Source organism: Deinococcus aquatilis DSM 23025, assembly GCF_000378445.1.
GTDB classification, from domain to species: domain Bacteria; phylum Deinococcota; class Deinococci; order Deinococcales; family Deinococcaceae; genus Deinococcus; species Deinococcus aquatilis.
Map to the genome: position 1 here is coordinate 1 of NZ_KB899707.1, position 19,997 is coordinate 19,997.

The 19,997-nt window shown below is 63.0% G+C and carries 19 protein-coding genes; 13 read left to right on the forward strand and 6 right to left on the reverse strand.

What is annotated here, in order from left to right; translation table 11 throughout:
* Positions 1-369: 369 nt before the first annotated feature.
* The 3 genes from pepF to F561_RS0109005 form a co-directional block, all read right to left on the reverse strand.
* Positions 370-2,190 carry an oligoendopeptidase F gene (gene pepF, locus F561_RS0108995; RefSeq protein WP_019009626.1) on the reverse strand — a complete coding sequence of 607 codons (1,821 nt, stop codon included), beginning with the start codon at positions 2,188-2,190 and terminating at the stop codon, positions 370-372.
* Positions 2,191-2,575: 385 nt separating this feature from the next.
* Positions 2,576-3,751 (reverse strand): hypothetical protein, encoded by a 1,176-nt coding sequence (locus F561_RS0109000; protein ID WP_019009627.1) that lies wholly within the window; start codon positions 3,749-3,751, stop codon positions 2,576-2,578.
* Positions 3,748-4,602, reverse strand: coding sequence for a TrmH family RNA methyltransferase (locus F561_RS0109005; RefSeq protein ID WP_019009628.1), 855 nt, complete (start codon positions 4,600-4,602; stop codon positions 3,748-3,750). Before F561_RS0109005 ends, F561_RS0109000 begins: the two co-directional genes overlap by 4 nt.
* 22 nt (positions 4,603-4,624) lie before the next feature.
* Here F561_RS0109005 and F561_RS0109010 point away from each other — a divergent pair, with 22 nt between their 5' ends.
* The 5 genes from F561_RS0109010 (at position 4,625) to F561_RS0109030 (ending at position 8,854) form a co-directional block, all read left to right on the forward strand.
* Positions 4,625-5,095, forward strand: coding sequence for a YchJ family protein (locus F561_RS0109010; RefSeq protein WP_342662274.1), 471 nt, complete (start codon positions 4,625-4,627; stop codon positions 5,093-5,095).
* A 45-nt stretch (positions 5,096-5,140) separates the two neighbouring features.
* Complete coding sequence (locus F561_RS0109015; RefSeq protein WP_019009630.1) at positions 5,141-6,136, forward strand: prohibitin family protein; 996 nt, start codon at positions 5,141-5,143, stop codon at positions 6,134-6,136.
* 49 nt (positions 6,137-6,185) lie between these two features.
* A complete protein-coding gene (locus tag F561_RS0109020; protein WP_019009631.1) occupies positions 6,186-6,770 on the forward strand; it encodes a hypothetical protein in 585 nt (194 codons plus the stop codon).
* A gap of 318 nt (positions 6,771-7,088) precedes the next feature.
* Positions 7,089-7,976, forward strand: a complete 888-nt coding sequence (locus F561_RS0109025) for an NAD(P)-dependent oxidoreductase (protein WP_019009632.1) — start codon at positions 7,089-7,091, stop codon at positions 7,974-7,976.
* A complete protein-coding gene (locus F561_RS0109030) occupies positions 7,976-8,854 on the forward strand; it encodes a DegV family protein (RefSeq protein WP_019009633.1) in 879 nt (292 codons plus the stop codon). The genes F561_RS0109025 and F561_RS0109030 overlap by 1 nt, the downstream gene beginning before the upstream one ends.
* A gap of 109 nt (positions 8,855-8,963) precedes the next feature.
* Here F561_RS0109030 and F561_RS0109035 read toward each other — a convergent pair whose 3' ends face one another.
* On the reverse strand, positions 8,964-9,866 hold the full coding sequence (locus F561_RS0109035) for a GNAT family N-acetyltransferase (RefSeq protein WP_019009634.1): 903 nt from the start codon (positions 9,864-9,866) through the stop codon (positions 8,964-8,966).
* Positions 9,863-11,353 carry a glycoside hydrolase family 3 protein gene (locus F561_RS0109040; RefSeq protein ID WP_245556478.1) on the reverse strand — a complete coding sequence of 497 codons (1,491 nt, stop codon included), beginning with the start codon at positions 11,351-11,353 and terminating at the stop codon, positions 9,863-9,865. Before F561_RS0109040 ends, F561_RS0109035 begins: the two co-directional genes overlap by 4 nt.
* A 92-nt stretch (positions 11,354-11,445) precedes the next feature.
* Between F561_RS0109040 and F561_RS0109045 the strand changes: the two genes are divergently transcribed.
* From F561_RS0109045 to argC, 8 genes are all read left to right on the forward strand, one after another.
* Entirely contained in the window at positions 11,446-12,144 is a 699-nt protein-coding gene (locus F561_RS0109045; protein WP_019009636.1) for an N-acetylmannosamine-6-phosphate 2-epimerase, read from the forward strand.
* A 136-nt stretch (positions 12,145-12,280) separates the two neighbouring features.
* Positions 12,281-13,522 carry an ABC transporter substrate-binding protein gene (locus F561_RS0109050; protein ID WP_019009637.1) on the forward strand — a complete coding sequence of 414 codons (1,242 nt, stop codon included), beginning with the start codon at positions 12,281-12,283 and terminating at the stop codon, positions 13,520-13,522.
* A 101-nt stretch (positions 13,523-13,623) separates the two neighbouring features.
* Positions 13,624-14,160 carry a hypothetical protein gene (locus F561_RS0109055; protein WP_019009638.1) on the forward strand — a complete coding sequence of 179 codons (537 nt, stop codon included), beginning with the start codon at positions 13,624-13,626 and terminating at the stop codon, positions 14,158-14,160.
* Positions 14,148-14,768, forward strand: a complete 621-nt coding sequence (locus F561_RS28790) for a WapI family immunity protein (protein ID WP_157451696.1) — start codon at positions 14,148-14,150, stop codon at positions 14,766-14,768. Before F561_RS0109055 ends, F561_RS28790 begins: the two co-directional genes overlap by 13 nt.
* The gene (locus F561_RS0109065) at positions 14,769-16,814 is read left to right on the forward strand and encodes a glycoside hydrolase family 20 zincin-like fold domain-containing protein (protein WP_245556479.1); all 2,046 of its coding nucleotides are present in this window, start codon (positions 14,769-14,771) and stop codon (positions 16,812-16,814) included. It abuts the gene before it with no gap.
* Between the two features lie 84 nt (positions 16,815-16,898).
* The gene (locus F561_RS0109070) at positions 16,899-17,231 is read left to right on the forward strand and encodes a hypothetical protein (RefSeq protein ID WP_019009641.1); all 333 of its coding nucleotides are present in this window, start codon (positions 16,899-16,901) and stop codon (positions 17,229-17,231) included.
* A gap of 190 nt (positions 17,232-17,421) precedes the next feature.
* A complete protein-coding gene (locus F561_RS29490) occupies positions 17,422-18,270 on the forward strand; it encodes an NUDIX hydrolase (RefSeq protein WP_169389503.1) in 849 nt (282 codons plus the stop codon).
* Between the two features lie 69 nt (positions 18,271-18,339).
* A complete protein-coding gene (argC, locus tag F561_RS0109090) occupies positions 18,340-19,416 on the forward strand; it encodes an N-acetyl-gamma-glutamyl-phosphate reductase (RefSeq protein WP_083922393.1) in 1,077 nt (358 codons plus the stop codon).
* Positions 19,417-19,425: 9 nt separating this feature from the next.
* On the opposite strand, the gene F561_RS0109095 is transcribed toward argC, so the two are convergent.
* Positions 19,426-19,896, reverse strand: a complete 471-nt coding sequence (locus tag F561_RS0109095; protein ID WP_019009645.1) for a response regulator — start codon at positions 19,894-19,896, stop codon at positions 19,426-19,428.
* Positions 19,897-19,997 lie beyond the last annotated feature (101 nt).

Genomic DNA, 19,997 nt, shown 5'->3' on the forward strand with positions numbered 1-19,997 from the left:
TCTGAGCGTATCGAGCGCGTGAAACAACGAAAAGAGCACCACGCCGCAGGGTGTGGAACCTGCGACATCAAGAGGCCCACGACCATCCAAGCCATCGTCAGAGCGTGTCGGCGGTCCCGCCATGGGGCTGACCGGAGCAGATCGAAGACCCGGCTGAATAGAATGACGGCGTCCCCATCGGTGCGTTGTTCTTGTGTCATCGCAGCTCAAGAATGCCCCGACGGGGGCATTCTCATCTGTTTTGTCAGTCCCTCAGCCTCACAGCTTTTTCAGGCAACCCCTATAGTCGTGAGGATAAGGCAAATAAACTGGGAGACAGGAGTTGCCTTCTGTCTCCCCTAACAGCTCTCTAAGCTGCGTTCGATCAGCTCAGCCCTTCCGCTGTGCCAGCAACTCTTCCAACCTGTCCACGTACCCGGCCAACGTGCGGAAGGTGGCCTGCACCGGCTCTGGCGAGAGCATATCCACGCCCGCCGCTTTCAGGGCGTCGATGGGGTCGAGGCTGCCGCCGGATTTGAGGAAGGTCAGGTAACGCTCGCGGGCAGCGTCGGGGTCGGTATCGAACTGGCTGAGAAGCTGGTGGGCCGCGCTGATGCCTGTGGCGTACTGGTAGGCATAAAAGTTGGCGTACAGGTGCGTAGAAAACTGCGCCCAGAGTATGCCGCTGCGGTCACGGTCCATCGTCACGCCGTCGCCGTAGCCCTCGGCCAGCAGGTCGGCGGTGAGGGTGTTCAGATCGGGGGCGCTGAGGCTGCCGCCTGCTTCGACACGGCGGTAGGCTTCCAGTTCAAAGGCAGCCAGCGTGGGCATGATGAAAAAGTAGCGGTGGAAGTTGCCCAAGGCTTCCTCGATCAGGGCCACTTCCATCTGAGTATCACCTGCTGCACGGGCTTTTTCCAGCAGGTATTGGCGCACCATCGCCTGATTGAAGTTGCTGGCGACCTCGGCATGAAACAGCGTGTAGCGCGGCACGCTGAAGGGATGCTCGCGGGCCGAGAGCAGCGAGTGCATGGAGTGGCCGATTTCGTGGGCGAGGGTGGAATAGCTGGCGAGCGTGCCGTTCCAGGTCATGAAGATGTACGGCTTGACGCGCCCGCCGCCGTTGGAATACGCCCCCTGGCGTTTGCCGTCGTTCTCGGCGTAGTCCACCCAGCGCTCGGTGGTCAGGCCCGCCCGCATCTCGGTCACGTAGTCGGCTCCGAGCGGGGCCATGCCCTCGGCCAGCCATTCCACGGCCTGCGCGTAGTCCACAGGTACAGGCGGCACCAGGGAGGCTTTGACATCGTATTCGCGCAGTTCGGGCAGGTTCAGCCACTCGCGGCGCACCTTCCAGTAGCGGTGCCAGGTGGGGGTATGGGCGCGGTAGGTGTCCAGCAGGGTCGTGACCACATCGGTGGGAATGCGGTCTGGGGCGAGGGTGGCCGTGATCGCGTCGGGGTAGCGGCGGGCGCGGGCCAGGAACACGTTCTGGCGCACGTTGGTCGAGTAGGCAGCGGCCTGCGCGTGCTGCACTTCCAGATGTGCGTCGGCGTAGCCTTCCCACGCCTCACGGCGCACCTCGCGGTCAGGGTCGCTGGTCAGGCGGTCCACGTTGCCCTGAGTCACGGGCGTGCCCCCTGCCGTGCCGAAGCGCAGATCCATGTTTACCAGCGCCGGGTGAATGCCACGTTCGGAGGCGAAAGGAGCCTGCACTGCCCCCAGGAGTTCTTCGACCTCGGCACTCCGCACATGGGGTTGTTGGCGCAAAATCCGCTGAAGGCGAATGCGGAAGGGTTCCAGTTCAGGCTGCGTCATCCAGGTGGTCAACATCGCCTCATCCAGCGCCAACAGTTCCGGGCGGGCAAAAGCTGTGACGCTTCCGTAGCGGGCGGCAATGCCACTGGCGCGGTCACGGCGGGCGGCAGCTTCCGCGTCACGTCCGTCCACGCTGGCGTTCATGCTGGCATAGGAAAAAAAACGGGTCAGACGCAGTTCCAGTTCCGATTCGGCCTTCAGGTAGGCCAGCAGCGCACCTGCACTCTGTCCCAGGGTGCCCGCGTAACCTCCCAGCGCGTCTATATCAGCGGGCAGCGCAGCAGCGTCGGCCTCCCAGGCCTGGGGGGTGGCGTACATGGCCTCTATGTCCCAGGTCTGCTCGCGGGGCACTTCATGACGTTTGGGGAGGCTCTGGCCGGGCTGAATTGTGGTCATGGCGAGAAGGCTAACACGCGGGCCGGGCGCAGGTTGTTAAGGTTTGGGACAACTGAGCGGAGCTTGAGGAGCGGTCTGGGAGCCGAGCGGCTCAATGCTCAGGCAAGAGTGTTGCCCTGCTCGTCATGTTCTGCGGGCTGTTCCGTGACTGTAAGAAACCAAAGCAGCAAAAGCCTTGGGCAGGCGCTGGAACCTGTTCTGATCTGGACTGGCCCTGATTCCCGTTCATCCGGGAAACTGCCGAATGCCCAGCAAACGCCGTCACTCCTTCCGTCTTTTTTGCCACTCGCTTTGCCCTGCTCCTTGCGCTCTACAGGTGCAATGATGCTCGCGAATTACTGCCGTTCAGGGTTGGACCCCTCTGGCCCCTGAACGCCTTCCCCACTCACCGGAAGTCTCCCGGTTCGCTGACCAGCGCTTCGAGCAGGCGCACCGCTTCTTCCATACGGTGGCTCTGGACTCGGGCAGCGGCGCGGGCCTGACGCCATTCAAAGCGCACGCGGGCCAGGCTCAGTGGATCGCCGCCACTGGCATTGAGATGGACGGCGCGGGTTTCCAGGGATTCCACCGTGTGGGCCAACTGGCGCAGGGCCGATTGATGTGCGCGGGCGGCCTCCAGAGTGGTGTGGAGTTGTGCGCCTGCCTCGGCTTCGGCCTGGGCCAGATGGCGGCGGGCATCGGCAACGGCGGCGGCCTGGTTGGCCTGTTCTCCGGCCTGCCACTGGGCGTAATTCAGGCTGTAGCGGGCGCGGAGCACATTGGGATGCAGCGGCACACCCAGAGAGAACCGGGCGTTATCGAGGTTCATGTCCAGCATGGTCAGGGGCGTATCGGCGTCTTCTTCGGCCACCAGCGGGGCAAACGCATCAAGGAACGAGGTGGTCTGGGTCAGCATCAGGCGGCTGTGGGCCAGTTGCGCGGGCGTGGCCTGCTCACGCCCCTTGCCCGCCTCCAGTTCCGAGAGGCGCAAAAACAGCAGTTCGGCCTGAGCACGGGCGGCAGCCACCTGATCGGCCACCTCTATTCGCGCATGGTCAGCCCGCAAGTTGGTCAGCATGTCTTCGGTTTCCCAGCGGCGCACCTCGGCCTGGGTGGCCTGTACGTCCCATTCGGCGGCTGTTTCCAGGGCCGACAGATCTGGATTAGACCGGATCGCACCCAGGCTCCGCAGGGCAATTTCGGCGTGAGAACGGGCCAGAAGCAGGGCGAGGTCATGGGCGCGGCGGCCCCAGCGCAGGGCACGCGGCGCACTTTCGATAAAGGTGGGCGTGACAGTCGGCACAGGAACCGTTTCGGCCAGCCGGGCCAGATCGTTGGAGGCCACCTCCAGCCATTTGTCGGCACGGCCCTCTCCCATCTGATCGCGCATCACGCGGTACACGTCTTGCAGCACGGCCACCACGTCGCGGGGGCCGAGCGCCCGAACCGCCGTCCAGCCCCGGCGTTGCACCGCGCCCTGAATGGTCATTTCGGCCTCACGCACTCCCATTTCCTGGCCCAGCCGTTGCCGCAGCCAGTCGCGGTAGGGGTCACTCGAAGGGCCAGGGGTCGGGTGGGTCATGGCAATACCTCTGAAGGAGACGGTGAGGATGAAGCCTGGGACGAAATGCTGCGGCGCTGGCGCACACATTCGAACAGGACCAGTGCAGCGGCGATGGACACGTTCAGGCTATCGGCTCCGCCCGGCGCGGCGTGCATGGGAATCCCCACGCTGAGGCTGGACGGACTCTGGGCGCTGCGCCAACTGGCAGGCAGGCCTTCATGCTCGGTGCCCATCAGAAGGGCCACGCGTCCAGTCAGGGGGGCGTCCCAGTAGGCCTGGGGCGCGTCGGGCGTGCAGGCGACGGTGGTAAACCCGTAGGCAAGCAGCCAGTCCCAGGCTTCTTCTTCGCTCAGGACTGCGGTGGGCACGCGAAAGACACTGCCCTGAGAGGCGCGGATCACGTTGGGGCCATACGGGTCTGCGCCGCGCCCCAGCACCAGCACCGCGTGTGCCCCCGCTGCATCGGCGCTGCGGAGGATCGCGCCCACGTTGCCGGGCTTCTCCAGACCGTGCAGCACGATGACGACCGCGTGTTCGGGTGGGTCAGGCAGGACCGGTGTGGGCGTGGGCGCAAGCATCATCAGGCCGTCTGGATTCTCGCGGCCACTGACTTTTTCAAAGGCGGCGCGGGACAGTTCTACCCGCTCGCCGGGCAGGGTGTGCGCCACCGCCAGGGCTTCGGGGCTGTACAGGGCCGGACAGGTCACGATCAGGCTGGGATGCACGCCCGAGGCCAGCGCCCGCGTGGTTTCTCTGGCTCCCTCCAAGACCACGACGCCGTCCAACTCGCGCTCCCGGCGGGTACGGAGGCGAACCAACCGCTTGACAAGGGTATTTTGAAGGGAAGTGATTACGTCCGGCGCGGTCATCGGGGTTCATTATGCTCGCCGGGTGACTCACTTTGGCGGTGTTTCCGACCACACCCGTCGACACCGCCCCCGTACCCTCCTGCCGCACTTGCACTACCTTGACGCTATGCCGCTCGCCTATCCGCCGTTCAAGTCCTGTCCGTGCGGGTCGGGCCGCAGCTACGGCGCGTGCTGCGGGCCTGCCCACGACGGCACCCGGCCCCCCGCCACCCCCGAAACGCTGATGCGGGCGCGGTATACGGCCTACGCGCTGGGCAACGTGCCGTTCGTATTAAAAACCTGGCACGCCAGCACCCGTCCCAGCCACCTCGATCTGAACGACGGCACGCGCTACGTGGGCCTGCGCGTGCATGCAGCAGCGGGCGACACAGTGGACTTCACGGCCTCGCTGAAGTTGCCGGGCGGCGAACGCTACAGCTTCCGCGAGCGCAGCCACTTCGAGCAGGTGGGCGGGGCGTGGGTCTATGTGCAGGGCGAGGAAGTGGAGGGTTAGGCCAACCCCGGCAACTCTGCCCCGCCGGGCCGCGTACACAGGAATATGACCGACAACACCACGCCGGGCGATACGGCTGACAATGAGGCAAGCAGCGACACCAAGCGCACCCGGTCCTTTCCGAAGATCAGCAATGATCCGCCCATCCCACGCAGGCCCCCTTCAAGCCGCCTGCTGTGGACGATTGGCGGTGTGGTGGCCGCAGCCCTGCTGATCGGCCAGAGCATCAAGGTCGTTCCGGCAGGCTACGTGGGCGTGGTGTTCAGTGCCCTCAGCGGCGTCAAACCCAGTTCTCTTCAGGAAGGCGTGCATTTTGTGACGCCGTTCGTGGATCAGGTCAATCTGTATGACGCCAAACTGCAAGAAATTACGCTGGCCCATACCGAAGAAACCGGCGGCGAGGACGGGGCCATTCGCGCCCGCAGTCAGGAAGGGCTGGACATCACGGCAGACGTGACGGTGCAGTTCCGCATAGACCGCACCAAAGCGGCCATCTTACATAAAGAGTTGGGGCGGAATTACGTTCAGACCGTGATCAGCCCGCAGATTCGCTCCAAGGTGCGCGACGCGATCGGGCAGTTCAGCGCCGCCGACATCATCAGCACCAAGCGGCAACAGGTCGAAGCCAGCATCACGGGTGCCCTGCGCGAGGTGTTTACCAAAAATAACCTGCTGCTGGACGCCGTATTGCTGCGCGAACTGCGGATTCCCGACAGCATCGCCAAGGCCATCGAGCAAAAGCAGGCCGCCGAACAGCAGGTGGCCGTGGAGCGCAACCGCTTGCAGCAGGCCACCATCAGTGCCCAGCGTGAGGTCGTGGTGGCCGAGGGCGCGGCCAAATCCGCCATTGCCAAAGCACGCGGCGACGCCGAAGCCCTGACGCTGCGGGGGCGTGCCCTGCGCGAAAATCCGCAGCTCATTCAACTGACGGTGGCCGAGAAACTGGCTCCGGGCATCAATACCGTGATGCTGCCCGCCGACGGCAACTTCTTGCTGGACTTGAAGAGCCTGCAGACGGCGGCGAGCACGGCCAAACCCTGAGCAGCCCCACCTGAAGCTGAGAGGATGGGAGATTGGATAGGATGACCATATGATTGCCGTTTTGATTCTGATCGTGATCTTTGGGGGCATTGCCCTGATTACGTATGTAGACAACACGACCAAGGCGCAGCGGCGGGCCTGGCGTCTGGAAGATGCGGCGGCCAAGGCGGGTCAGGCCCTGCCCTCGGCGGCGGCCAAAGCGGTGGCGGCCCTGCCTCACGCCGCAGCCCCGGCCCCCGAAGGGCCAGAAACACTGATTCTGCGCCTGCCCGACGATGCCAGAGCACGGGCTTGGGCCTTGCTGTGTACGGTGGCCGACGCCCAGCAGGGCAAGGGAAATCCAGATACCCGCACGGCGTATCTGCTCCGGCAAACGCGGGAATCGTATCTCCCCGACACCCTGCGGGCCTACCTCGGCCTCACGGACGGAGCGCGGCGGGCGCTGGAGGCCCAGGGACAGTCGCCGGATACGCTGCTGACTGAACAGATCGCGCTGATGGAAGACGGCGTGCGCGAAGCCCTGCGCCACGACCACGCCGCGGCAGACCGCCTGCTGACCCAGGGCCGATTTCTGCGCGAACGCTTCGGCACCGCCGAAGGTGGCCTGAGCCTGAGCAAAGTGGAGGGCCTCTGAGAGCCGCATCACCTGAAGCTGCGAAGAAACTGAGTGCTGCTGCAAGTCCGGGTTGAATCCCGAACCCAACAGGATTCAATCCTGACTTAAATCTTGACTTAAAGGAAAAGGAAAGGACGGATTCCGTTCGTCTCCTGAAATCTTTAGGAAGCCACAAAAGTCTCTCTCAGACGGTAAATCCGCTCCAGCACTTCAGAGCCTCCCCCTTTTGTCTCTCCATCATCCCTCTACCCCAGAGTCCACTCCCCAATCTCAAACATTGAACCCAGTCCAGAAAGGCGGACAGCAGACGACAGAGCCGCTAGTCTGCCAGAATCTATGACTCTCACTACTGCTTTCTTGGGCCTCGGCGCGATGGGCACGCCGATGGCTGCACACCTGACCCGGCATGCACAGGCCACAGGCGGGCGTTCGTTGGTGTGGAACCGCACAGCGGCGCGGGCCGAAGCACACGCCCAAACATATGGCAGCGAAATTGCCACCTTAGACCAACTGGCCGAAGCCGACGTGCTGTTTTCCTGCCTGCCCACCAGTGCCGATCTGGATGAGGTGCTGGCCGCCCTGCCCGCCCTGAAACGCGGCGCGGTGTGGGTGGACTGTACCAGCGGGCACCCCGACGCCGCACCCCGGCAGGCGGCAGAATTGGCGGGGCGCGGCGTGGCTTTTCTGGATGCCCCCGTCAGCGGCGGCACGGGCGGCGCAGAGTCAGGCCAACTGACGGTGATGGTCGGCGGCGCGGAAGCTGATCTGGAGCGGGTGCGTTCCCTGCTGGACACCCTCGCCGGGCGGGTGATTCGGGTGGGCGACACAGGCGCGGGCTTCGCGGTGAAGGCCATCAACAATGCGCTGTTGGCGGTCACGCTGTGGGCCACGGGTGAGGGCCTGGCCGTGCTGGGGCGCAGCGGCGTGAATCTGGGTGCGGCGCTGGACGTGATCAATGCCAGCAGCGGGCGCAGCAATGCCAGCCAGAACCTGATTCCGGCGCGGGTGCTGACGCGGGAATTTCCGGCCACTTTCGGGCTGGGCCTGCTTGCCAAAGATGCGGGCATTGCGCTGGATATGGTGAATAGCACGCACAGCAGCGCCCCGGTGTTGGCGCAGACGGCGGCCATGATGCGAGCGGCGGCTAACGTGATCGGCAGCGACGTGGACCATACGGCGGCCCTCAAACTCATCGAGCAAATGAATAAGGTGGTGATCGAGTAATGACTGAGCAGACACAGACCAAAGCCGCACAGTTCGGAGTCGTGACCGATGGCGGGCTGGACGCCTACGCAGAGCTGAACAACAAGGTGCCCATCGCGCCGTTCAGCGTGAATTTCGGCAGCGTCAGCAGGCGCACGCATGAGATCAGCCGCGAAGACCTGCTGCGCGAGTTGGCGACCAACCCCGAACATCCGACCAGCAGCCAGCCCACGCCGCAGGACTGGGCCGACGCCTACCGGGCAGCGGGTACGCCGGAAGTCCTGGCCGTGACCATCAGCGCGGGCCTCAGCGGCAGCCGCAACGCCGCCGAGCAGGCCACCCAGGTGACGGACGGCGTGAAGGTCACGCTGCACGATTCACGGACACTCAGCGCAGCGCAGGCTTTTCAGGTTCACGCCGCTGTGACTGCTGCCCAGCGCGGCGAGAACATCCAGACCGCCATCGCCTGGATGAAGGCCGTCGAGCAGGAGACCGAACTGTATTTCACGATTGAGACGCTGGAATACCTGCGGCGTGGCGGGCGAATTGGGCGGGTGCAGGCCACGGTGGGCGGCCTGCTGAACCTCAAGCCTGTGATTACGGTGGACAAGGCCACGGGCGCGTATACCAATCTGGCCCGCGTGCGCTCTTACCGCTCGGCCATAGAAGCGATCGCCACGCAGATCACCACCCGTTACGGCGAGGGAACGCCGCTGCGGTTGGGCCTGCTGTACGGCAGCGAGCGGGCCGATGCGGACGCCCTGCTGAAGGCGGTGCAGGCGCGGCATCCGGTGGTGTGGGCGGGCTTTGCGGGCGTGAATCCGGTGCTCAATATCCACACGGGGCCAAGAACCGTGGGCATAGCTGTAGCACCGGGCGCGTGGCCCTGGGAACGATAGAGCCGGGGTCACTGGTTTCGGGGACAGAGAGCAGGCGAACAGACCTGAGAAGTGACGCAGGAGGGCGAGTACCGAAGAAGGTACGTCGCCCTCTGGACGTTCCCGCCCCTCAGCCGCGCATGTGGAAGTAGCGCACGAACTCTCTGAATCCCAGCCTTTCGTAGAAGGGAGCCACGTTCGTCCAGTCGATTGCCATCGCCTGTGCCCCCCGATTTTGCAGGTGGGTCATGGCGGCCACCATGAACGCGCTGCCGACGCCGCCCCCGCGCAATTCCGGGGCAATCCCGATGGGGCCGAGGCCGCCCACCAGCCCGCTGACACCCACGGCGTGGCGCAGGGCCTCTGGAAAAAAGAAGGATGGCAACACGGCGGCGTCGGTTTCCACGCCTGTCAGGGCGAATCCGGCCACCTGTGGGCCGTTCATCAGCACCAGCACCTGAGAGGGGTCGCGGGCGATGACAGCAGAGGCGTCATGGGTCCAGCGGGGGCCGAAGGTGGCCTCGGCAAAGGCCAGTAGTGGGGGCACTGTTCCCTCTTCGGCAGCGTTGGTCAGGCGCATTCCGGCGGGAATGACCGCCGCAGGCAGCGGCAAACGCAGATCACAGGCCATATCCGAACTTTCGCGGCCTGTACGGACAAAACCTAGGGCCTCAAAAAAGGGCACGCTTTGGGCAGTGGGAGCGGGTAAAAAGTGTCCGCGTTCCTCTCCCAAAGCCAGCACGACGGGGCCGAGGCGCTCGCGGGCTTCTGAGACGAGGGAGCGCCCCAACCCCTGACGCCGGGCCTGCGGATGCACCAGCACCAGGCGGATGTGGGCGTGGGCATAAGCTTCAGGCGGGCGCAGAGCAAGGGCTGCCAGCAGGGTGCCGTCGGGGGCGCGGCGATACAACAGGTGGGCCGGGTCGCCCAGGCGGTGGGCAAAGCCGCGTGGGTGCGGCACCAGTTCGGGCCAAGCCTGCGCCCAGAGTGCGTGCAGTTCGTCAGCGTTGGGCACGGCAACGGGGGCGGTCATGCGCTGACCTCGCCAAAGGGCAGGTGTCCGGACAGGGCACGCTGGCCGCCCAGCCAACCCACCAGAGCGGCGCGGGCCTCGGGGCGAAAGCCGAAGCTCACAACAGCAGGAGCGTCAATGTCCAGCACGGCATAGGGGTTGTAGAGGGCCAGATGTAGATCGGGCTGCACGCCGCGCAGGGCGCTCTGGCGGTGGCGGGTGGTGGTGGCGAGAATCACAGGAAGGCCGACAGCGCGAATGGCCGCCCAGTCCAGTTCTTCGGGGGTGTCGTAGGCGTGGAGTTGCACCGAATAGACACTGCCGAGTTCTTGGGCAAGCGTGTCGGCGTCCACGCTGGCCTCGCTGACGTTTTCGCGCTGTACTCGGCGTTGGGCGACCAGCAGGACTCGGGAACCGGGGGGCGGCGGGGTCGGAGTTTGGGTTGTACTGGGGGAATAGGCGCTCAGGCCGCGTGCCCAGGCTTCGGCCAACAGAGGCGCGTCGGCGGCTGGATTAAAGGGAGTGGCGGCAGACGGATAGGCGGCGGCCAATGCGTGTAGGCGGCGCAGGGAGGCATCGAGTTCGGTGGGGTTCAGGGTGGGCAAAGCCGTTTGCATGGCCTTCAGGGTGGCTTCCTGGGCTTCTCGGCGGCCCAGGGCCATGACCAGATCGGCTCCGGCGCGGAGTGCGAGGACGGCGGCTTCTCCACGGCCATAGTGGGAATCGATGGCCTGCATCCCCATACTATCTGTCAGAGTTATTCCTTCGTAACCCCACTCGGTGCGGAGCAGGTCGGTCAGGATCGGGCGCGAGAGGGTAGCGGGGTAAACAGAATCGAGGGCGTCATAGACGATATGCGCGGTCATGATGGCGGGTGTGACGGGCAGCAGATCGCGGAAGGGAGCAAACTCGGTGGCGTCCAGCTCGGTGCGGCTTTTGTTCACACGCGGCAGGGCTTTGTGGCTGTCGAGGTGGGTATCTCCGTGGCCCGGAAAATGCTTGACGCAGGCGGCGACTCCCTCAGCGGCATGTCCGGCCAGAGCTGCCCGCCCATGCCGGGTGACAAGGCCCGCGTCTGCGCCGTAGGCCCGCTCACCGATCACCGGGTTGGCCGGGTTCACGTTGACATCCAGCACCGGGGCAAAGTTCCAGTTGATGCCCACAGAGCGCAGTTGGCGGGCCAGTGCCGCGTTCACCGCTTCGGTCAGGGCCGGGTCGTCTGCCGCGCCGAGGCTCATGGCCGAGGGCGCGAACGGCCAGAAGGTGGGCCGCAGGATCGCGCCGCCTTCGTGGTCGAGGGCAATCAGGGCGTCGTCGCCCAGCACGTCCCGCAGATCGGCACACAGGCGGGCCAACTGCTCGGGCGATTCGATGTTTTTGCCGAACAGACAGACGCTACGGACGCCGTGCCTTGTCAGGTGCGCGGCAGTTTCTGCGTCTAGCACAGTTCCGGGAATGTCTACCATTGCCAGTGCGCCGTGCAGCGGGCGGGATGATTGTGTGGTCACGGGAGGTAGGGTAAAGGATCGGCGGCCCCTTGAGCTACCGGAAGCGTGGCCCGCGCCGATGCTTTGGCCTTCTATGCTCTAGCCTGCCGTCCATGACCGAACAGCTGAATCCTTCTGCTCTGCCCGCCGCCCTGACCCGCCTGCTTGGGCAACTGGTGGTGAGTGTGCAGGCCGACGACGGCAGCCCTCTGCGTGAGGTGGCGCATATCGTGGCAATGAGCCGAGCGGCGCTTCTGGGAGGGGCGGCGGGCCTGCGTCTGCGTTCGGCAGAGGATATTCGGGCGGTACGGGCCATCACGGGCGTTCCCATTATCGGGCTGACCAAGCAGGCGCACCCCGGAACCGACGTGTATATCACCGCCACGCCGCAGGAAGTTCACGAGGTGGCCGCCGCTGGAGCCGACATCGTGGCCTTCGACGGCACCGATCTGCCGCGTCCGCACAGCGTGGCAGAACTGGTGGCGGCAGCGCACGCGGCGGGCGCGTTGGCAATGGCCGACATCAGTACGCTGGCCGAGGCGCGGGCGGCCTACGCGGCGGGCGCAGACATCGTGGGCACCACCATGAGCGGCTACACGCCTCACAGCCCGCAGCAGGCGGGGCCGGATCTGGCCCTGATGGAAGCATTGGCGGCGGCTGGCCTGCCGTTTGTGGCCGAGGGGCGGATCAATTCGCCGGAACTGGCCGCCATCGCCCTTCAGACAGGGGCGCTGTGCGTGGTGGTGGGCAGCGCGATTACCCGGCCCGACCATGTGACGCGCTGGTTTGCCGAGGCTCTGGGAATCAGATGACCAGGCGCATGAGAGGCAGCGGCGCATTTCTCAGGTTGCCGTTAGATTCACACGCTACTCTGAGCGCAATCTCAACATGACCTCAAGGCCAGTCCGCTAGGATCAATGACCGGGCCAGCCGATCTCAAGGAGTCTTATGACATCAACCTACAAAAAAGCACTGCTGACCGCCGCCCTGATCCTCTCTTCGGGCGCAGGTGCACAGAAGACCCAACTGGAATTCTGGACCATCAGCCTGGCCCCACTGTTCAACGATGAGATGAACCGTCTGGTATCTCAATTTGAGAAAGAAAACCCCACGGTGGATCTGAAATGGGTAGACGTGCCCAGCAACGCCATAGAGCAGAAGCTGCTGGCCGCTGTCGCTTCTGGCCGCCCACCTGCCGCTGTGAACCTCAGCAGCGATATGGCCGTGAAACTGGTGCAGCAGGGCGCACTGGAAACCCTGACCCTCAGCGACGCGCAGAAGAAGAGCTACTTCGGCAGCCCGCTGAGCACTTTCACCTTCGAGGGCAAGACGATGGGCGTGCCGTGGTACTGGGCACCCAAAGTCGTGGCCTACAACACCGACATCTTCCGCAAGGCGGGCCTGGATCCGGCCAATCCTCCCCGCACCATTCAAACGCTGATCGCCGCCGCCAAGCAGATTAAAGATAAGACCGGCATGTACGGCTTCATGCCCAACATCAACAACATCAACATGCTGTTTATGTTTCAGGAAGCGGGCCTGCCCATCTTTGACAAGAGCGGTAAAAAGGCAGTCTTTAACAGCCCCGAGCATGTGAAGTTGCTGCAAACCTACGTGGATTTGTATAAGGGTGGCTACATTCCTGAAGACACCATGCGCCGGGGCTTTGTGGCCGCCACCGAGCTGTATTCCAGCGGCAAGCTTGCCATGTTGATTACCGGGCCGCAGTTTATTCTGCGCGTTGCCAACGACAACAAAGCCATCTATGACCTGACCAAAGTGGCCCCCTACCCCATCAATATCGCCGGAAATGTCATTCATACGCCGCTGATGGGCTTTACGGTGCCCAAAGGTGTGAAGGACAAGGCCCTTTCGCAGAAGCTGGCCCTGTTTCTGACCAACGATGTGAATCAGCTGCAATTCAGCAAGGTCACCAAAACGACCTTCCCCAGCACCGTGAAAGCCAGCACGGACAAATTCTTTAAGCAGGGCGGAGCCAATGCCGTTGATCAGGGCAAATTGGTGAGCAGCACCGAGCTGAAGAAGGCCAAGGACCTGACTCTGGTTTACCCGGATGCCAGCAAACTGAATAAGGTTTTTAAAGACAATGTAGAAGCGGCGATGGCAGGCCAGAAGAGTGCAAAACAGGCGCTCGACGACATCGTGAAGGCGTGGAACGCGAGCCTGTAAGGGTGAATTCACGGGCAGGCAGGGTCGTCTTGATGGCGGCCCTGTTGTTGTCTGGGACGGCGGGGGCAGACAAACCGCATAGGCCGCCCCCACCGTTCTCCATGCCCTATCAGCCTGCCTACCGCCCGGACGACCAACCAGAATTCCCACTGACTTCAGAGACCGACGAAACCCGGATTGCCCCCGACATCTGGGATACCCCACCGGACTTGATTGGAGAAACGCGAGTGGGGGTGTTTGCCGACGATGGGGTGAATCCGGGCTTCCTGTTTATCGGGGCCAACGAATCGCGCATTGGCGAGGATTATCTGGTGCTGCGCTGCGTGGCTGGGAGCGAGTACGAATTCCGGCTGGTGCTGGGGCAACCGCTGCTGCTGACGCAAGCGTACCGCCTGGAAGGGGCTTGGGCCGGACGCACACGCACGCTGAAGCCCGAGCCTGCCGACCCGGAAACCGCAGACGCTGTGCTGCTGGCAGAAGCTGACGCCGCTGCTCTGTTTGGAACTCTCTTACAAGGCCAGACCCTAAAACTGACCATGCGGCCTTTATCCGGCTCTGGCGCACTGCTGCTGGCCCTGACCTTTAACGGCACGGGCGCGGCGCAGGGCTGGGACAGGATCAAGCGGTGCCAGCCCTGAGCAGTTCAGACAGCATCGGATTCAGGTCAGGCCTTTGCATAAAGGTGATTGAAATGCGATTACAGGGGGGATTCGTCTCATTTAAACTAAAAATACTCGGCTACCAGTTTCCAGAGATGGGGTCTGATCCTTATGATTCCGAATGGCTCGACATCCAAATTTCTATCCGTCATTCAGAAGGACGTTGGCAGGATTGGGTGAACATTGACCCCTCTTTAGAGACGGTTGACGTGCAACATCTCATCGAATGGCTGCACGAAGTGGCTTCCCACAGCACCGTATTCAAACATTGGCGTTCTACACGCTTGGAGAGCCGGATCTTCTTTACTGAACCCAATCTGGGTTTTGAAGCCCATTCAGATGTATACGGAGAGCAAGAACTGGCGCTCCGAGTCTATCTGGCCGCCGAGAATCTTCCACCCTTCAAGAAAGACCTTCAGCATATTGAACTCGATAAGAGAGAAGAGATTTCGGAAGTCTGGATAGATTTCCCAGTTAATGCGAGTGATCTTGAGCAAGCTGCCCAATCGCTGACAGAACAACTGGCTTCCTTCCCCATACGAACCAACAGAAAGCGTCTTCCTATCATTTCAGATCAAGGAGTTTAAATGTCTATTTCCAAACTCATCTCTCTAAAAATGCTGCTTCTTGCTGGGGGATTACTCGCTGGCAACAGTCTGGCCGCCCCACTGCAACTCTCCCCCATCCCCGATGCCCGCGCCCTTGCGCCGTTGGGAACGCTGGTGCCTGCGCCCAAGCAGGCCAGTTTTCCGGCGGGAATGTTGCCCCTGACGGGCCTCGGCGTGCGCGTGGTGGGCACAGCCCCGGAACTGGGCTGGGCCGTGCGCGACCTGCGGGCCGAGTGGAGAACGCGGCTGGGCGCAGAGTTGCCGGATGCAGGCAAGGTCTTGATTACGGTGGGCACGCTGGCCGACGCTGGCCTGGCCGCCAAGGTGAAGGCAGCGGGCCTGACGGCGACGGGCGCGGAAGGCTACGCGCTGTGGGTGGAGGCGGGCGGCGCGTATGTGGTGGGCGCAGACGCACGCGGGACCTATCTGGGGGCGCAGACGCTCCGGCAACTGCTGACCACCACGGGCCTGAAATTTGCCCGCATCAGCGATTCGCCCGCGCTGCCGCAGCGGATCGCCATGATTTATCTGGATCAGTACAGCGCCGCCGTGAACGACAAACTCATTCCCATGCTGGCGGCCCTGAAATACAACAGCGTGCTGGTCATGAGCAACTACGTGCAGTGGGACGCGGCCAGGGCGGGCGGCTGGTCCCATCCGGGCGGGGCCACCAAAGCAGAGGCGGCGCGGGTGGCGGCTCTGGCCCGCTCCTACGGCCTGGAACCCATTCCGCTCATAGAAACGCTGGGGCATGTGGAATGGATGTACTACGGCGGCAAAAATCTGGACCTGCGCCAGGACCCAGATAGCCAGAATCCTTTTTCGTACGACACGCTGAACCCGGCCACCTATTCGCGGGTCGTCCTGCCGATCCTCAAAGAAGCCGTGGACGTGTTTAAGCCCAAAGTCATTCATATCGGGCACGACGAGATCAGAAACCGTGACCGCTTTCCGGCCCGCGAAAACGGCAAGGCGCTGGGCTTCGAGAAGCTGTTTGTAGGCGACGTGCTGAAGCTGCACGACTTCCTGAAAGAGCAGGGCGTGGCAACCATGATCTGGCATGACACGGCCTTTGCTGACTCCGTGATCGGTACGCTGCCCGCGCAACTGCCCAAAGATCTTCAGGTGGCGTACTGGAATTACGCCCCCGGCAACAGCTTTGGGCTGCTGGGCCGCATCAAGGCGCTGGGTTTTCCGGTGCTGGGCGCTTCCTGGGATGAGGTGGGCAATGCCGAGGGCTACGCCAGAGCCGCCGCGCAGGTGGACGCATCCGGCATGATCCAGACGCGCTGGACAGGCTATTTTGGCAACCCCAGCATCTGGGATGGAGCCGCCGAGCAGGGCGTCGCATTCGTGCGGGCCGCCAATTCATTCTGGAATCCAGCGGCGGGCAGCGTGCCCAACGCAGAGGGAATTTACCGCACCACCTATCAGCCCGACGCTTACCGGAGTGCGGCAGGCACGCTGGTCAATCTGGCCCCTCTGGTCACGCGCTCGCTGACCGACAACGATGAAAAAGGCTGGATTCTGAAGGGCGCAGACATTGATCTGCGGAATCTGAAGACGGGCATCAACCGCTTTGGGGCGTACAAATTCAACGTAACGGGCGCGGTGATGCTCAGAGGTTCACGGCCCGCCGCCAAAGACCTACCCGAACGGGTCACGGTGGAACTGGGGCGCAAGGCCAGCTCCATCGCCTTTCTGCACACCACTGGCTGGCCCGCCGCCACCGCCCGCGAGGTTATCGGGCGCTACGAGGTGCGCTACGCCGATGGCAGCATGGTCAGTCAGCCGCTGGAATACGGGCGGCACATCCGCGCCTGGACAGATACGCTGACCACCTCCATGATTCCGGCCCCCGCCTGGGCAGGCAAAACCAGAGATGGTCTGGAGGTGGCCGTGCCCGTGCTGGACTGGATCAACCCCAAACCCGACAAGGTGATTTCCTCGGTCACGCTGGTCAGTGAAGGCAAAAATGCCAACCTGACGCTGATCGGGCTGACGTTGATTGGGGAAGGGAAGTAAACTCAGAGCAGTAAATCAGGCGTTTGGGGACTGTAGGAAAAGGGCTATGGGTAGCTCTCAATCAGCTCCCCATAAGATGTCAGGATGCCAAAAGAGAAAACAGCAATCTTCTGGATTGTTTTTGAAGCGCGTCACGTCAGTGGATCTGTTGAGATTCGCGGCGTCCCCGATAGTGACGCGTCTTTTCTTTACATGGATGGTTTTGAGCGAACCGAGGACGGCTATAAGCTCCACTTCCGAAAGGGACTGAAAAAGCGGTGGGAAGACCGTGTGGCTAGCGAGGTACTCAACATTCTGCGGTCTGCGGTGGACATTTACGGCGTCACCCGCTGGTGGGCAGGAAATGATGAGGCATATACCGCAGCAGAACCTGATTTTCAAAGTCAGATGCGGCACTGGCACAGTGAGAATCAGTGACCTATCCTTTGCCCACACCCCATAGCACGCCCAAATAAAGATCATCTAGAGCCAACTTGCTCGGACGAATCCCACTCTACCCGCTGCCCACATCGCGCTTCACCGGGCTGCTTTCCTCGGCTTGCAGATATTCCTGTACGCTCATGGGTTGCGGGGCGGGGGCGCTCATGGCTCTATGCTGCCCCTGCACATGCAACAACAACCCACCCTCAGGCTGATGGCCGATTATCAATGTTTTCCGCTCTGGCAGCACGGCGGAGACAATATTGACCCCTCTGTGCTGGCCCTGCCCACCGAACTGGTGGCGCGGCTGGAGGCGTGGGCCGACGCGCTGGATTCCACCCTGAATCTGGCCGACCCGCTGTCGCCCGTGCCAATGCGGGCAACCTTTTTGCGGGACGGTGAGAATGAGGACGCCGCCTTCGAGCGAGAAGGCCATGCGCTGTGGTGGGCACTGCGGGCGGCCCTGCCGGGGTACAGCATCAGCTATTTCAGCACACTGCTGGGAAGGCTGGTTGACGCTGGCGACGATGAATTGCTGGATCAGTTGGACGGTACCGGAGAGGTCACGGGCGTGCTGTGGCGCTCGGTGTCGGACGGCGTGAGGGGCGTACGGGGCATCAACGCTTTCTTTCGGAATTGGGCGGGGCAACTGCTGTTTCCGCGCCGTGCCGCGCACAAAACCCGCTGGCCGGGGGCGCTGGATTTTAGCGTGGGCGGCTACACACTGGCGGGCGAATCCTTTGACGACTCGTTTGTGCGCGAGGCCCGTGAGGAACTGAACGTGGATTTAACCGCCCCCGCCGAACAGACACCGGGTTGGCGGGTGCTGGCCGATCTTTCGCCGTTTGAGACAGGCGTGAGCTGCTTTATGCGGATCTACGAGGTGGACGCCGACGACCTGCCCCACCTGAACCCCGACGACTTCAGCGGGGCAGAATGGCTGACGCCGCAGCAAGTGCGCGAGCGAGCGGCACAGGGCGAGTTACTCAAACCCGATCTTCTGAAGGTTATCAACCTTGTGTATGCAAGGCAGTAACAGTCTTTGACCATACATTTGTAAACAGGCGGGCCACTTGGCGGGGTGTTTTGTGCTGAACTGGGCAGCATGGCTTCATCTGATCAGGGCACTGGACATATCAACGCTGGGCAACTCAGCGTGGCAATCGTGGGCGGCAGCGGGTATGCGGGTGGAGAATTCCTGCGGCTGGCGCTGGGGCATCCGCATCTCAGGGTGACTCAGGTCACGAGCGAGCGTAGCGCGGGGCAGCCTGTGGCGCTGGTTCATCCCAATCTGCGCGGGCGCACCAATCTCAAGTTCCGCAAGGCCGCCGATCTGGAGGAAGCCGACATCATCGTGCTGGCGTTGCCACACGGCAGCGCAGCGGGCCGAATTGCCGAATTCGAGGGCAAGGGCCGCGTGATCGTGGATCTCAGCGCCGACTTCCGGCTCAAAGACCCCGAGGTCTTCCGGCAGGCTTACGGAGAGGCGCACCCGGCCCCCGACACCCTGAGCAGCTGGGTCTACGGCAATCCCGAACTGCACCGCGAGGAACTGAGAACCGCCACCCGGATCGCCTGCGCGGGATGCTTTGCCACCTCCGTGATTCTGGCGCTGTATCCGCTGCTGAAGCTGGGGGTGCTGCTACCCAAGGACATCATCGCCACCGGACTGGTGGGCAGCAGTGCGGCGGGCGCGAGCAGCTCGGATGCCTCGCACCACCCGGAGCGGGCCGGAAGCCTGCGCGTGTACAAACCCGTGGGCCACCGCCACACCGCCGAGGTGCAGCAGGAACTTCCCGGCCATTTCCCGATTCACCTGACCGCCATCAGCACGCCACGGGTACGCGGCATTCTATCTACCATTCAGGCGTGGATTCCCGACGGCTACAGTGACCGCGATGTCTGGAGCGCCTACCGCGAGGTGTACGCCGCCGAGCCGTTTATCCGCATCGTGAAGGTGGCACGCGGCATTCACCGTTACCCCGATCCGATGCTGTTGGACGGTACCAATTACTGCGATCTGGGCTTCGAGATGGACATGGATTCGGGCCGCGTGGTCCTGATGAGCGCCATCGACAATCTGGTGAAGGGCACGGCGGGGCACGCCATCCAGTGCCTGAATATCGCGCACGGCTGGGAAGAAACCACCGGGCTGGAATTCGCGGGGCTGCACCCGGCCTGAACTGAGGGACTACCCCGGCCCGGGCGAACGCACAATGCTGAGCATGTAGCGGCCCAGCGCATGAATGGCGGCGTAGAACGTATCGAACTCGATTGGTTTGACCACATAGCTGGCCGCGTGCGCCTGATAGGACCGCAAAATGTCCTCGTCGGCGGCGCTGGTGGTTAGCATGATGATGGGAATGGTCATCAGGTTGGGGTCGCGTTTGACAGCCGACAGGACTTCCAGGCCGTTCATACGGGGCATATTGATGTCCAGCAAAATCACGTCGGGGCGCGGAACCAGGCTATATGGCCCCTGACGGCGCAGAAATTCAAGGGCTTCGACGCCGTCGCGGGTCACGTGCAGATTGTTGGTCACTCCGACTTCGGCAAAAGCTTCTTGCGTCAGGATGATGTCGGGTTCACTGTCTTCGACCAACAGGATTTCTATGGGCGTGGTCGTAGACGCAAGGGGTTTTGGGTCGGACTGGGGGGTCATTTGGGCTTCTCCTGCCTACAGGTGGTCAGACGTTCTGACCGAGAGTTCTTCCTGAACTCCAGTGTGGCAAAGGGTTCTGCGTGCAGCATGACCGCAGCTTT